The sequence below is a fragment of the Achromobacter sp. JD-1 genome, assembly GCF_038594925.1.
Lineage (GTDB): Bacteria > Pseudomonadota > Gammaproteobacteria > Burkholderiales > Burkholderiaceae_B > Achromobacter > Achromobacter spanius_C.
In genome coordinates, this window is the sequence record NZ_JBCGCS010000006.1 from 30,720 (window position 1) to 44,892 (window position 14,173).

Consider the following 14,173-nt stretch of genomic DNA (forward strand, 5'->3'; position numbering starts at 1 on the left):
CGGGGTTGGCCCAGATTGGCGCCTGCCCCACCTGTTGTGAATTCAAGGGTTCAACCCGCGCGCGAATCCAGCGGCGTGCGGTTCAGAAAACGATCAAAGGCGCTCAGATAGGCCACTTCCACCGCCGTCAGCTTGCGCTGCTTGTGCCAGGTCAGGAACACATCGATTTCGGCCACCGACTCGGCGGGCGGCAGCCGGCGCAGGTCGCCGCCCAGCACGTCCTGGCGGATCAGGTGCTCCGGCAGAAAGCTCAAGCCGATGCCCGCCACCACCATGCGGTGAATCTCTTCAATGTTGGGCGACGTGCCCACGATACGCCCCGTAAACCCCTGCTGATCGCGAAAGATCGTCAAGGGCGACAGCGTATCGCCAATCTGGTCGCTGGCGAAGCATACAAAGTTCTGGTCCATCAGGTCTTCAAGGCTGACGCGCGGCTTGGAAAACAGCGGGTGATGGCGTCCGCAGACGACGGCGTAGCGGTGGCGCAGGAACAGCCGGCGCTCCAGCACGTCGACCGGATGGCGGCACAAGCAGATGCCCAAGGCGGGCACGCGCTTGGCCAGCGCGTCCAGAATGGCGGCGCTGGGCAACACGTCAACGTGGAATTCAATCTTGGGATAGCGCCGATGAAACTGCGCCAGGAAATCGTCGTAGGCCGGACTTTGCACCTTGCTCATCACCAGCAGCCGCAAGGTGCCGGCGATTTCGGCGCGGTCCTGCGTGGCGGCGTTTTCAATGCGTGCCATCGTGCCGTACATGTCGCGCGCGATGGCGTAGATTTCATCGCCCAGGCCCGTCAGGCGGAATTCGCCGTTGCGCCGGTGCAGCAGCAGGCCGCCCACTGCGTCTTCCAGGCGTTTCAGCGCCTGGCTTACCGCCGGCTGGCTCAGATGCAGCGCCTGCGCCGCGCGGCCCACGCCGCGCTCTTGCACGACGAACATGAACGTGCGCAGCAGGTTCCAGTCCATGCGTTCGGGGGCAAGCGGCAGCGACGGCGGAGTGCGAACAGGCGTTTCGGGCATGGCGTGGCGGACGGGGTCGAAAAAAAGGCCGGGTGGAATCCACGCCGGCCCGGCCGATGCCCGACGCGTCAAACGCCGGTCAGCCCCGCGAAGAAGCGCGACGCGTTGGATTCCAATCCGTCGATATAGTAGCCGCCTTCCTGAACGATCAACGTCGGCAGGCGCAGGCCGCCCACCTCGCGGCCCAGGCGCTCGAAGCCGTCTTCGGTCACGCTGACCATGGCTTGCGGGTCCTTCTCGAAGATGTCGAATCCCAGGGACAGCACCAGCGCATCGGGCTGGAACAGCTCAATGGCGCGGCGCGCTTGCGCCAGGCGCTCAAAGAACACGGATTCCGGCGAGCCATGCGGCATGGGCAGGTTGATGTTGTAGCCGTAGCCCTCGCCCGCGCCGCGCTCGTCTTCAAAACCGGCAACCACCGGGTAGAAGTTTTCAGGGTCGCCATGGATCGACACGTACAGCACGTCGCTGCGTTCGTAGAAAATTTCCTGGATGCCCTGGCCATGGTGCATGTCGGTGTCCAGGATGGCCACGCGCGGAAACTGGGACGTGAGCCGCTGCGCGGCGATGGCGGCGTTGTTCAGGTAGCAGAACCCACCGGCCGCGTCGCGCCGCGCGTGGTGACCGGGCGGGCGGCAGATGGCGTAGGCGTGGCGGTCACCGGCCAGCAAGGCGTCGGCGCCGGCCACGGCGCATTGCGCCGACCAATAGGCCGACTGCCAGGTTTGCGGGCCAACCGGGCAACTGCCGTCGGCCAGATAGCGCCCCGCCTTGGCCAGCACGCCGCGCAAGGCGTTGGGTTCGCGCACGAAGACGTTCGACACCACTTCGCCGCCCCAATCGCCCGGCAGCTTCATCCAGTCTTCATGGGCGCTTTGCAGAAAGCGCAGGTAGTCCAGGCTGTGTACGGCGGAAATGGCGCCCGCGCCCCGGTCTTCAGGCGCCTGCACATCAAAGCCCAGCTTGCGGGCCGCCTGCACCAGCCCGTCCAGGCGCGCCGGCACTTCCTGCGGCGTGCGCATCTTGCCGCGTGAAAAATAGGTCTGCGGATGATGCAGCTTCTGCTCGTCGTGAAAAAAAGCCTTCATGCTTGCTGATCCTTCAGGTGAAGTTGCTCGGTGCGCTGGCCAACATTGCCCAGCAGCAAAACGGAAACCAGGGAAAGCAACGAAATCGCCGAGAACAGCAGCGCCAGCGGCCACCACTGCCCCTTGAAATTCTCGGCCAGCACCGTGCCCAGCAAGGGAGTCAGGCCGCCGAAGATGGCGCCCGACAACTGGTAGGCCATCGAAATGCCGGTGTAGCGGATGCTCGTCGGAAAGCTGTCGCTGACATAGCCCGCGATGACGGCGTAGTAGGCGCCCATGAAGAGTACCGCCACGCCCACCCCCAGCGTAATACTGGTAAGCGAGCCCTGGTCGACCAGGTTGAACATGGCATAGGGCGTGAAGATCGACACGAAGGCCATGACGCCCAGAAAGCGCAGGTTGCCCACGCGGCTGGCGATATAAGCGGACAGCGGCGTAATGAAGAACTGCATGATGGACACAAGCAGCAGGCAGTCCAGGATCACCGCCCGGTTCAAGCCCACGTACTGCGTGGTGTAGGCAATCATGAACGTATTGGTGAAATAGAAGCCGGCAATGCCCAACACATTGGCGCCAACCGCCATTGCCAGCAGGCCTGGCGCGCCGCGCAGCACCTGGGCCAGCGGGGCCTGTTGGGGCTTGCTGGGTTGCAAGGACGCGGATTTAACGCGTGTGGCTTGCGCCGCCTGCTCGGCCACGAAGTCGGGAGACTCGTTGACGCTCAGCCGGATCACGAAACCCACAACCAGCAGCACTGCCGAAAACAGGAACGGCACGCGCCAGCCCCAGTTGAGGAATGCCTCGTCATCCAGCCCGGTCACCAGCTTGAACATCAGCATCGACAGGATCAGGCCCGCCGGGCTGCCCAACTGCGCGAAAGACGCAAAGAAGGTGCGCTTGCTTTTGTCCGGCGAATGTTCGCCCGCCATCAGCACCGCCCCGCCCCATTCGCCACCCACCGCGATACCTTGCACGATGCGCAGCAAAATCAGCAGTACGGGCGCCCAGACGCCAATGGAATCATGCGTGGGCAAGAGGCCGATCAGCACCGTCACCGTGCCCATCATCACCAAGGTGATCACCAGCGATTTCTTGCGGCCGATCTTGTCGCCGATGTGGCCGAAGATGGCGCCGCCCAGCGGCCGGGCAAAGAATCCCACCGCGAAGGTGCCAAATGCGGCCAAGGTGCCGTAGAAGCCCGAGGCCGACGGAAAGAATAGTTTGCCGAACACCAGCGCGGCCGCGGTGGCGTAAATATAGAAGTCGTACCACTCGATCATGGTGCCGACAAAAGCGGCGGTGGACGCACGCACCGGCTGGTGCCCCGTCGCGGGTTTTCCCCTCATGCTTGTCTCTCTTAAGGTGGTTGAGGCTAATCAGCCCGTCGTTATAGCCTCGGCCCCACCATAAGAAAAATTCTTATTTCTTATCTTCCAGATTACCTACCCTAATGAGGGGAAAACCCTTAGCCGGCTTACTGCCTGAGGGTCTGGCCATCCGTGCTGAAAGCCACGTTCATCGCATGCGCTTTCACGCCAGCCCAAGCACACCACACAGAAAATCCACCACGCGCGCGGGATCATTCAGGGGCAGACAAGGCAAGGTGGTGTCCAACGGCGCATCGCTCACCACCGCCAGAAAGCCGTTGTCTTCCGCGTGCAACGGCGGCTTGCCCAGCGCCGGGCGGTAGACCTCGATGCGCGCAATCGCCGCATGCTTGAAGCCTTCGACCAGCACCAGGTCGGCGGGCGACAGCCGTGCCACCTGTTCTTCCAGCGTGGGCTCGGGTGCGCCGCGCAGTTCGTGCACGATGGCGTAGCGGAAGGGCGAGGCCACCATCACTTCCTGCGCGCCCGCCAACCGAAAACGCGCGCTGTCCTTGCCAGGCGGCTCCATCTGAAAGTCGTGATGACTGTGTTTGATGACATTGACGCGCAGGCCGCGCGCCGCGAGCAGCGGCAGCATGGCCTCGATCAGGGTTGTCTTGCCGCTGCCAGACCGGCCGGCGATACCAAAAACTGGGCTCATGCATGCTCCGATAACAAGGGACACCCCGGGACAAAAGCGCATCGGGCAACCCGGCGTCCGTCCGCGGCGAGTATGCCAGCAAAGACTCGGCTTTCAGGGCATTTGCCTGCTTTCGGGCACGCGCCCTTCGGAGCATCCAGGCCGGGACTGCCATGCGTTTGCGCTGGATCAATCGTGGCGCTTGGTTGTCCGCCTGGACAGGTTTAATATGCATTTTAAATATATCTTAAAGCCCAATCAGAGCGATCAACTCCGCCATGCCTCCACTTTTATCCCCCACCCCGGCCGACCCCGCCCCGCACCGCCCTCGCCCGCAGTGGCGCGCTTTCACTGAAATGGGCTTTCGGCCGCTGTACCTGATGGGCTGCTTCTGGGCGCTGGCATCCGTTTGGCTGTGGGTACACGCCCCCGCGCGCATTACCGGCGTGTTGGGTGGCGTGTTCTGGCATGCACATGAAATGTTGTGGGGCTTTGTGGCCACCATCGCGGTGGGCTTTCTGCTGACCGCGGGCGCCAACTGGACCGGCAAGAATCCGCTGCGCGGCAACGCCTTGGCCATGCTGTGCCTGCTTTGGCTCGTGGCGCGCGTGGCGTATCTGGTGCCTGGCCACCCCGCTTTCTTGATCGCCTGCCTGGCGGACACCGGCTTTTTCGTGTGGGGCGCCGCCGCCTTGGCGCGTGTCGTCTGGGTGTCGCGCAACCGGCGCAACGCGGGCGTGCCGGTACTGCTGCTAGGCTTGGCCGGGACCCACGCGCTGTATTTGTGGGCCGCCCTTCAAGGCGACTACGTGGCGCTGATGCGTTACTTCAATGCGGGCCTGCTGTGCATGGCGGTGCTGACGCTGCTGATCGCCCGCCGCGTGATGCCGTTCTTCGCCCAGCGCGCCGTGGCGGGCCTGAACATTCCGGCGCACACGCGCAGCGGCCATTGGCAACTGGCAACCGGGCTTGCCGCAATTGCCTGCCTGTTGGCCGGCCAAGCAAACCTGGCCGCGGCGGCGCTGGCCGCAACTGGCTTGATCGCATTGGCGCAATGGGTGTCGTGGAAACCTTGGGCCGTGCGGCGCGTGCCGCTGCTGTGGGTGCTGTATGCGGGGTATTTCGGCTTGGGCGTTGGCCTGCTGGTGGGCGCGGCGTATTTGGCTACCCCTTTGGCCAACCCTTTGGCCGTTCCCGCGGGTAATCCGCTGGACACACCCTGGCTGGGAATTGTGATCCGACCGGCCTGGCCCGTCCACGTCATCGGGGTGGCGGGTTTTTCCGTGTTGATCCTGGGCATGGTGACGCGCACGGCGCTGGGCCACCTGGGGCGGCCATTGCAGACCGACCGCGCCATGGTCACGAGTTTTGTCCTGATGATTCTGGCCGCGCTGCTGCGGCTGGCGGCCTTGTTGCCCACCGCCGCTGCCATCGGCCTGCTGCATGCCGCCACCCTGGCCTGGGTGCTGGCGCTGGGCTTGTACCTGTGGCGCTTCTTGCCAATGATGATTCGCCCGCGCGCCGACGCCGCCAAGACGGCAGCGCCTGTTATCCGCGTGGAACCGGTGGCGCGGACCGGGACTTAGTCCCGACCTTCCCGGCGCTCAATCGCCGCCACTTCCCGCCGCATCGCCTTCAGCCAGGACTTGAGCGATGCCTCGTCGGCGAACTGCATGACCTCGTGTTCGAGCTCGCCGATGTATTCCTGGATGTCTTCGATGTCGTCGTCCAGTTCTTCCAGCACCGTCTCCGGGTCGAATGACGCGAAGGGGTCCAGGTCGTAGCGCAGCTTGAAGCCCTCTTCCGCGTAACTGGCCTGATGCAGCACTTCGTCCAGCTGGGCTTGCAGCGTGGCGTTCGCGACGGGCAGGCGGTCGTCCGCCACCTCGCCCACGGGCGTCAGGTCGGGCGTGCCTTGCTGGCGTCGCGCCTGCTCTTCGTCCTGCATCGCCTGCCAGGCCGCTGCGTTAGACGTCGTGTTGCGCAGTGCGGCGCGGGCCAGGGCCAGCAGCTCTTCGGCCTCGTCGTCCTCGAATTGGTCCTGGATGATGCGCAGCAGCTGGGTCGGCGTGAAGGTGGACAGATCGGTGTCCGGGTCCAGCTCCAGCGCCTCGATCAATTCAGCCTTGGCGTCTTCGGTTTCATCCGCGGCCGCCTCGTCATAGCCGACGCCGCTGTGCTTCTTGTAAAGCGTCTTCAAGCGTTCGGCGTCGCAACCCGCCGGCAGCTCGCCCTTGGCGTCAAGCAGCAGCAGTTCCGCCGAAAACTCGGTGACCAGTTCCGACACGAATTCGCGTTCGGCCTTGGACAAGCCCATGTTCTTGTGCGCGTGGTCAAAGCACAGCACCAGCTTCATGCGCAGTTCGTGCAGCTTTTTTTCCAGCGGCGCCAGGCCTTCGGTGTACTTGCGCCGGTACTCGTCTTCCACCGCATGCCACTGTTGCAGGCGGGCCTGTTCCGTCTCAAGCCGGGCTTGTAGACGTTCGAATAACTGACGCGGGGTTTCTAAAGAATGCTCGCCCATGACCTGCTCCTTGCAAACCGGCTGATGAATGTAGCCGCCACTCTAAACGATTCGTGCAAACCCCTCTTGAAATCCAAGATCAATAACGCTAATCATTATTATTAATATAGAATCACCGCTGTCCGCAACGCCCCAGATTGGCAGCCCCAATGTCTCTGCCCCCCATTGCGGCCCCTGCCCCCCCACGCAAACGATTGATACTGACCGCCGCCGCCCTGTTGCTGGCCGTGCTGGTTGGCATCGGTTATTGGCTGGCGGGCGACAAGGGCCCCAGCACTCCGCCACCGCCCCAGTACGGGCAGCTTCCCGTTGCCGTCGCCGTGGCGACCGCGCGCGTCGGCCCGCTGCAACGCGACCTGCATGCCTTGGGCACCATCACGCCACTGTCACAGGTGGTGTTGCGCAGCCAGGTCGACGGCGAACTGATGCGCGTGCATTACACCGAGGGCCAGGCCGTGGTGCGCGGCCAACTGCTGGCCGAGATTGACGCCCGCCCTTACCAGACCGCGCTGGCCTCGGCCGAAGGCGAACTGGCGCGCACCCAGGCGCTGCTGGACAACGCCCTGGCCGACCTGCAGCGCTATCGCAAGCTGGCGCGCCAGGAATCGGTGGCGGGCCAGCAACTGGACACCGCCGAAGCCCAGGTGCGCGCCTACACCGCGCAACGTGAACTGAACCGCGCGCGGGTCGCCGATGCCAAGCGCCTGCTTGGGTTGACACGCATCGTGGCGCCGCACGATGGCCGTATCGGCTTGCGCCGTGTGGATGCCGGCAACCACGTGCGCGCCAATGACACCAACGGCCTGACCACGCTGGTGCAGACCACGCCCATATCGGCCCTTTTCAGCATTTCAGAAACGCGGCTGGACGTGCTGCGCCAGGCGCAGGCCAAGACCGCCGTGCTGCGCGTGCAAGCCTGGGACGCCGACGACCGCCGCATCCTGGCCGAAGGCACGCTGGAAGCGCTGGACAACCGCATCCAGACCGGCAGCGGCACCGTGCGCTTGCGCGCCCGCTTCGACAATGCCGACGAAGCCTTGTTTCCCAACCAGTTCGTGAACATCCGCCTGGCCGTGGTGCAGCAGGACAACGTCGTCACCATCCCGTCGGCCGCCGTGCAGTACGGGTCGGAAGGCGCGTTTGTCTTCGTCATCGGCGACGACGCCCGCGCCACCCGCCGCGTGCTGCAACTGGGTCCGGCCAATGCCGGCCAGATCGTGGTGGAAGCGGGCCTGGCCCCGGCCGAGCGCGTTGTTGTCGAAGGCGTCGACCGCCTGCATGACGGCCGCAACGTCCAGATCGTAGAACCCCAGACTTGAACCGCGCATGAGCCTGTCACGCCCCTTCATCCTGCGTCCGGTGGCGACGTCCTTCCTGATGATCGCCCTGCTGCTGTCAGGCATTCTGGCGTGGCGCATGCTGCCCGTGGCCGCGCTGCCGCAGGTGGATTACCCCATCATCCAGGTCACCACGCAGTATCCCGGGGCCAGTCCCACCGTGACGGCGCGCGCGGTCACCGCGCCGCTGGAGCGCCGCTTTGGGCAGATACCGGGCTTGAAGCAGATGTCGTCCACCAGTGGCAGCGGCATCTCGGTAATCACCTTGCAGTTTTCGCTGGATGTCTCGCTGGGCGTGGCCGAGCAGGAAGTGCAGGCGGCCATCAGCGCCAGCGGCTCGTTGCTGCCGTCCGACTTGCCCACCCCACCCGTGTACCGCAAGGTCAACCCCGCCGACGTGCCCATCCTGACGCTGGCGGTGACCTCCGATTCCCTGCCGCTGCCCACGGTGTACGACCTGGTCGACACCCGCATGACGCAGCGCCTGTCGCAGTTGTCTGGCGTGGGCATGGTGAGCCTTGCCGGCGGCCAACGGCCCGCCGTGCGCGTGCAGGTCAACCCGATGGCGCTGGCCGCGCGCGGGCTGCAATTATCAGACGTGCAGGACGCCATCGCGAAAGCAAATTCGAACCAGCCCAAGGGCAGCTTCGACGGCCCGGTGCGCTCGGTCATCATGGACGCAAACGACCAACTGCAAAGCGCCGACGAATACCGCGAGCTGATCGTGGCCTGGAAAAACGGCGCGCCGGTGCGGCTGGGCCAGGTCGCCACCATTGAAGACGGCGCCGAAGACCGCTACCTGGCCGCCTGGGTCGACAAGCAGCCCGCCGTGCTGGTCAACATCCAGCGCCAACCGGGCGCCAACGTGATCGCGGTGGCGGACCAGGTAAAAGCCTTGCTGCCCCAATTGACAGCCAGCCTGCCCGCTGCGGTACAGGTCCGCATCCTGACCGACCGCACCGAGAGCATTCGCGCGTCGGTGCGCGGCGTGCAATGGGAACTGGTCTTCGCCGTGGGGCTGGTGGTGCTGGTCACCTTCCTGTTTCTGCGCAACCTGCCCGCCACGCTGATCCCCAGCCTGGCCGTGCCGCTGTCCTTGATCGGCACCTTCGGCTTCATGCACCTGGCGGGCTTTTCCACCAACAACCTGACCTTGATGGCGCTGACCATCGGCGCGGGCTTCGTGGTGGACGACGCCATCGTCATGCTCGAGAACATTGCGCGGTATCGCGAACAGGGGCACAGCCCGATGGCCGCCGCGCTGAAAGGCGCGGGGCAGATCGGCTTCACTTTGGTGTCGCTGACCTTGTCCTTGATTGCCGTTCTGATCCCGCTGCTGTTCATGGAAGACGTGGTGGGCCGGCTGTTTCGGGAGTTCGCCATCACGCTGGCGGTCGCCATCCTGATATCACTGGCGGTATCGCTGACGCTGACGCCGATGATGTGCGCGCGCCTGTTGCCCGCGCATGTGGACGCCGGCAAACCCGGCTTTCTGGACCGCGTCCAGGCGCGCTACGCCGGTTGGCTGGACGTGACGCTGCGCCACCAGCGCCTGACGCTGCTGGTCATGGTGGGCACCGTGGTGCTGACGGGCTTGCTGTACCTGGCCGTGCCCAAGGGCTTCTTTCCGGTGCAGGACGGCGGCGTGCTGCAAGGCGTGACGCAGTCGGCGCAAAGCACCTCGTTCGAGGCCATGTCGCGCCGTCAGCAAGCCGTGGCGGAAAGCCTGCTGGCCGACCCGGACGTGCAAAGCCTGTCGTCTTTCATCGGCATCGACGCCATGAACACCACGCTGAACACGGGCCGCTTGCTGATCAACCTGAAGCCCTGGAGCGAGCGCAGCGCGCCGCTGGCGGACGTGATGGCGCGGCTGGACGAACGCGCCCGACAGGTCCACGGCATCTCGCTGTTCTTGCAGCCGGTGCAGGAACTGAACATCGAAGACCGCGTCAGCCGTGGCCAGTATCAATTCACCCTGACCTCGCCCGATAGCGCGCTGCTGGCGCAATGGAGCCAGGCGCTGATGCAGCGGCTGGCCCAATCGCCCGCCTTGGCCGAGGTCTCGTCCGACCTGCAAGGCAATGGTCGCCAAGCCTATCTGCAAGTGTCGCGCGACACGGCGGCGCGGCTGGGCGTGACGATGGACGACGTGGTGCAGGCGCTATACAACGCCTTTGGCCAGCGCCAGGTGGCCACGCTATTCACGCAGTCCAACCAGTACCGCGTGGTGCTGGAAGTGGACCGCAAGCTGGCGCTCAGCCCTGATGCGCTGGAACGCATCCACCTGCAAACCGAAGACGGGCAGGCGATTCCGCTGTCGGCCCTGGCCACCGTCAGCGAGCGCGCCGTACCGCTGGCCATCAACCATCTGTCGCAGTTTCCGGCAGTGAACCTGTCCTTCAACCTGCCGCCCGGCGGCTCGCTGGGCGAGGCCATTGCCGCCATCGACGCCGCCAAGGCTGACATCGCCATGCCGCCCAGCGTGGAACTGCGCCTGCAAGGCGCGGCGTCGGCGTTCCAGGCCTCGTTGTCCAACACGCTGTGGCTGATGCTGGCGGCGGTGGTCACGATGTATCTGGTGCTGGGCATGCTGTATGAAAGCGCCATCCATCCCGTCACCATCCTGTCGACGCTGCCGTCGGCCACCGTCGGCGCGCTGCTGGCGCTGCTGATCACGGGACGGCCGCTGGACTTGATTGCCGTCATCGGCATCATCCTGCTGATCGGGCTGGTGAAAAAGAACGGCATCATGATGGTGGACTTTGCGCTGGAAGCCGAGCGCTCGCGCGGCCTGGCGCCGCAAGACGCCATCCGCGAAGCCGCGCTGCTGCGCCTGCGGCCCATCTTGATGACCACGCTGGCCGCGCTGTTCGGCGCGTTGCCGCTGATGCTGGCCACGGGCTCGGGCGCCGAGCTGCGCCAGCCGCTGGGCTGGGTCATGGTGGGCGGGCTACTGGTCAGCCAGGTGCTGACGCTCTTCACCACGCCCGCCGTGTATCTGTTCTTTCACCGGCTGGGCCAACGGCGCGGCGTAGAAAACAAGCCGGCCAGGGCTGACGGGCCACAGCCATGATCCGCGCGCTGCTGCACCGCCCCATCGCCTGCATCTTCCTGGCGCTGGCGTTGACCTTGCTGGGCGCGGTGGCGTGGCGGCTGCTGCCCGTTGCCCCCTTGCCGCAGGTGGATTTCCCCACGATTGAGGTGCGCGCCGAACTGCCCGGCGCCAGCCCGGAAAGCATGGCCAGCACCGTGGCAGCGCCGCTTGAGCGCGCCTTGGGCAGCATCGCCGGCGTCAGCGCCATGACCTCGTCCAGCAACCAGGGCGCCACCCGCGTGCAGTTGCAGTTTGAGCTGGACCGCGACATCAACGAAGCCGCCCGCGACGTGCAAGCCGCCATCAACGCGTCGCGCGGCGATCTGCCAGCGGGCATGCCGCAAAACCCCAGCTACCGCAAGGTCAACCCGTCACAAGCGCCCATCATGGCGTTGGCGCTCAGTTCGGCCACGCGCCCCGCCGGCCAGCTTTATGACCTCGGTTCGACAGTGCTGGCGCAAAAGCTGTCGCAGATCAATGGCGTGGGCGAAGTCACGATGGGCGGCAGCTCGCTGCCCGCCGTGCGCGTGCAGGTCAACCCCAACGCCCTGGCGCACTACGGCGTGGCGCTGGACGATGTGCGCAACGCCATCGCCGATGCCGCCCCCATGCGCCCGCTGGGCCAATTGGATTCGGCCGGCCAGCGCTGGGAAGTGGGCACGCCCGAACAGCCGCGCACCGCCCCGGAATACGGCAGCCTGATCGTGCGCCATGAAGACGGCGCGGTGATTCGCCTGTCGCAAGTGGCGCGCGTCAGCGATTCCGTTGAAAACCGCTACAGCAGCGGCTTTCATAACCAAAATCCCGCCGTGGTGCTGACCATCAGCCGCCAGACCGGCGCGAACATCATTGAAACCATCGGCGCCATCAACGACGCCCTGCCCGGCCTGCGCGCGCTGATGCCCGCCGACGTGGACCTGACCGTGGCGCTGGACCGCTCGCCCGGCATCAACGCCACCCTGCGCGAAGCCCACATCACGCTGGGGCTGGCGACCGCGCTGGTCATCCTGGTGGTGTGGCTGTTCCTGGGCAACGCGCGCGCGGCGGCCATCCCCAGCGTGGCGATTCCCGTGTGCCTGATCGCCACTTTCGCCGTCATGCATGCCTGGGGGTTTTCGCTGAACAACCTGTCGCTGATGGCGCTGATCGTGGCCGCCGGGCTGGTGGTGGACGACGCCATCGTGGTGCTGGAGAACATTTCACGCCACCTCGAACGCGGCCTGTCGCCCACCAAGGCCGCGCTGCGCGGCGTGCGCGAAGTGGGCTTCACGCTGGTGGCGATGACGGTGGCGCTTAGCGTCGTCTTCGTGTCCATCCTGTTCATGGGCGGGCTGGTGGAACGCCTGTTCCGCGAGTTCTCCATCACGCTGGTCGCGGCTACGGTGATATCGCTGGTGGTGTCGGTGGCCATCATCCCGGCCTTGTGCGCGCGCTGGTTGAAACCGGCCGCTCATCCCAATCCCACCGACCCCACAGCCGCCCCGCCCCGCCCTTCCCGCATGCAGGCAGCCTTTGCGCGCGTGCATGACTGGTACGGCAGATCGCTCGCCCGCGTGCTGGGCCATGCGCGCCTGACCCTCGTACTGCTGGCCGCCGTGGTTGGCCTGAACGTCTATCTGTACATCGACGCGCCCAAGGGCTTTCTGCCCGTGCAGGACACCGGTCAACTGATGGGCTTCGTGCGCGGCGATGACGGCTTTTCGTTCCAGGTCATGCAGCCCAAGATCGACCAGTACCGCCAACTGGTGTTGAAGCACCCCGCCGTGCAAGACGTCATCGGCTACAACGGCGGCAACCTGGGCATCAGCAATTCGCTGTTTTTGATCCGGCTAAAACCCGTGGCCGAACGTGGGGAATCGTCCACCGAAGTCATCAACTGGCTGCGCACCAACGCCCCGGCGGTACCCGGCGGCATGTTCTTCCTGAACGTCGACCAAGACTTGCGCATGCCCGGCGGCTTTGGAAATTCCGGCGACCACGAATTGGCCATCATGGCCAGCGACGTGCCCACGCTGCGGCAATGGTCGCGCAAGATCTCCAAGGCCATGCAAGAGATCCCTGAACTGCGCGACGTGGATGCCGAAGGCGATGGCGCCACGCAGCAGGTCGTCATCAACATCGACCGCAGCGCCGCGCAACGGCTGGGCGTGGACATGAACACGATCAGCAGCGTCTTGAGCAATTCGTTCAGCCAACGGCAGGTGGCCACGATGTACGACGCCATGAACCAGTACCGCGTGGTGCTGGAGCTGGACCCGCGCTACACCGAAGACCCCGAAGTGCTGGAGCAAGTACAGGTGGTGGCCGCCGACGGCACCCGCATTCCGCTGACCGCCTTCGCCACGTATGAAAACGGCCTGGTCAACGACCGCGTCTTCCACGATGGCCTGTTTGCCGCCGTGGGCGTGGGCTTTTCACTGGCGCCCGGCGTGTCGCTGGAACAGGGCCTGGCCGCCATCGACGCCACGCTGGCCAGCTTGATGGTGCCGTCCACCATCCAGACGCGCCTGGGCGGCGACGCCCGCAACTTCCAGCAAAGCCTGCAAGACCAACCCTGGCTGATCCTGGCCGTGCTGATTGCCATCTACCTGGTGCTGGGCATCCTGTACGAAAGCCCGCTGCACCCGTTGACCATTCTGTCGACCTTGCCGTCCGCCGGCGTGGGCGCGCTGCTGGCCTTGCGCATCGCGAATATCGAATTCACGCTGATTGCGCTGCTGGGCCTGTTCCTGCTGGTGGGCATCGTGATGAAGAACGCCATCCTGATGATCGACTTCGCCCTCAGCCTGGAACGCCGCGAAGGCCTGACCCCCGAACAAGCCATCCACCGCGCCGCCATGCTGCGCCTGCGCCCCATCGTCATGACCAACCTGGCCGGCCTGCTGGGCGCGCTGCCCCTGGTGCTGGGCATGGGCGAAGGCGCGGAACTACGCCGCCCCCTGGGCATCGCCATCGTGGGCGGCCTGATGATCAGCCAGTTCCTGACGCTGTATACGACGCCGATTGTTTATTTGGCGTTGGAAAGGCTGCGATTGAAGGTGGGGGGTGTGGGGCGCAGGCGTACGGTCTAAGGACAGAGGGCGCGTGGAGGAAGGTCACGA

Annotated in this window: 9 protein-coding genes; 4 read left to right on the forward strand and 5 right to left on the reverse strand. The window is 65.3% G+C overall.

Annotated elements, in window-relative coordinates; genetic code table 11:
- Positions 1–50: 50 nt before the first annotated feature.
- From WBR68_RS11325 to mobB, 4 genes are all read right to left on the reverse strand, one after another.
- The gene (locus WBR68_RS11325; protein WP_050444955.1) at positions 51–1,022 is read right to left on the reverse strand and encodes a LysR family transcriptional regulator; all 972 of its coding nucleotides are present in this window, start codon (positions 1,020–1,022) and stop codon (positions 51–53) included.
- A gap of 68 nt (positions 1,023–1,090) precedes the next feature.
- Entirely contained in the window at positions 1,091–2,110 is a 1,020-nt protein-coding gene (locus WBR68_RS11330; RefSeq protein ID WP_230694256.1) for a histone deacetylase family protein, read from the reverse strand.
- The gene (locus WBR68_RS11335) at positions 2,107–3,456 is read right to left on the reverse strand and encodes an MFS transporter (protein ID WP_230694258.1); all 1,350 of its coding nucleotides are present in this window, start codon (positions 3,454–3,456) and stop codon (positions 2,107–2,109) included. Before WBR68_RS11335 ends, WBR68_RS11330 begins: the two co-directional genes overlap by 4 nt.
- Positions 3,457–3,640: 184 nt before the next feature.
- Positions 3,641–4,138: a molybdopterin-guanine dinucleotide biosynthesis protein B gene (gene mobB, locus WBR68_RS11340; RefSeq protein ID WP_127184462.1), complete on the reverse strand. Its 498-nt coding sequence runs from the start codon at positions 4,136–4,138 to the stop codon at positions 3,641–3,643.
- 257 nt (positions 4,139–4,395) lie between these two features.
- On the opposite strand from mobB, the gene WBR68_RS11345 reads away from it, so the two are divergent.
- Positions 4,396–5,703, forward strand: coding sequence for an NnrS family protein (locus WBR68_RS11345; RefSeq protein ID WP_230694259.1), 1,308 nt, complete (start codon positions 4,396–4,398; stop codon positions 5,701–5,703).
- On the opposite strand, the gene WBR68_RS11350 is transcribed toward WBR68_RS11345, so the two are convergent.
- Positions 5,700–6,641, reverse strand: coding sequence for a molecular chaperone DnaJ (locus tag WBR68_RS11350; protein ID WP_230694260.1), 942 nt, complete (start codon positions 6,639–6,641; stop codon positions 5,700–5,702). The genes WBR68_RS11345 and WBR68_RS11350 overlap by 4 nt on opposite strands.
- A 149-nt stretch (positions 6,642–6,790) precedes the next feature.
- On the opposite strand from WBR68_RS11350, the gene WBR68_RS11355 reads away from it, so the two are divergent.
- The 3 genes from WBR68_RS11355 to WBR68_RS11365 are packed head-to-tail and all read left to right on the forward strand — an operon-like array spanning position 6,791 to position 14,143.
- Complete coding sequence (locus WBR68_RS11355) at positions 6,791–7,960, forward strand: efflux RND transporter periplasmic adaptor subunit (RefSeq protein ID WP_230694261.1); 1,170 nt, start codon at positions 6,791–6,793, stop codon at positions 7,958–7,960.
- Between the two features lie 7 nt (positions 7,961–7,967).
- A complete protein-coding gene (locus WBR68_RS11360) occupies positions 7,968–11,051 on the forward strand; it encodes a multidrug efflux RND transporter permease subunit (RefSeq protein ID WP_230694262.1) in 3,084 nt (1,027 codons plus the stop codon).
- Positions 11,048–14,143, forward strand: a complete 3,096-nt coding sequence (locus tag WBR68_RS11365) for an efflux RND transporter permease subunit (protein WP_230694263.1) — start codon at positions 11,048–11,050, stop codon at positions 14,141–14,143. Before WBR68_RS11360 ends, WBR68_RS11365 begins: the two co-directional genes overlap by 4 nt.
- Positions 14,144–14,173 lie beyond the last annotated feature (30 nt).

Coding starts and splice junctions, on each gene's coding strand:
- mobB (WP_127184462.1), bottom strand. CDS start 4,138: ATGAGCCCAGTTTTTGGTATCGCCGGCCGGTCTGGCAGCGGCAAGACA.
- WBR68_RS11360 (WP_230694262.1), top strand. CDS start 7,968: ATGAGCCTGTCACGCCCCTTCATCCTGCGTCCGGTGGCGACGTCCTTC.
- WBR68_RS11365 (WP_230694263.1), top strand. CDS start 11,048: ATGATCCGCGCGCTGCTGCACCGCCCCATCGCCTGCATCTTCCTGGCG.
- WBR68_RS11350 (WP_230694260.1), bottom strand. CDS start 6,641: ATGGGCGAGCATTCTTTAGAAACCCCGCGTCAGTTATTCGAACGTCTA.
- WBR68_RS11330 (WP_230694256.1), bottom strand. CDS start 2,110: ATGAAGGCTTTTTTTCACGACGAGCAGAAGCTGCATCATCCGCAGACC.
- WBR68_RS11335 (WP_230694258.1), bottom strand. CDS start 3,456: ATGAGGGGAAAACCCGCGACGGGGCACCAGCCGGTGCGTGCGTCCACC.
- WBR68_RS11355 (WP_230694261.1), top strand. CDS start 6,791: ATGTCTCTGCCCCCCATTGCGGCCCCTGCCCCCCCACGCAAACGATTG.
- WBR68_RS11325 (WP_050444955.1), bottom strand. CDS start 1,022: ATGCCCGAAACGCCTGTTCGCACTCCGCCGTCGCTGCCGCTTGCCCCC.
- WBR68_RS11345 (WP_230694259.1), top strand. CDS start 4,396: ATGCCTCCACTTTTATCCCCCACCCCGGCCGACCCCGCCCCGCACCGC.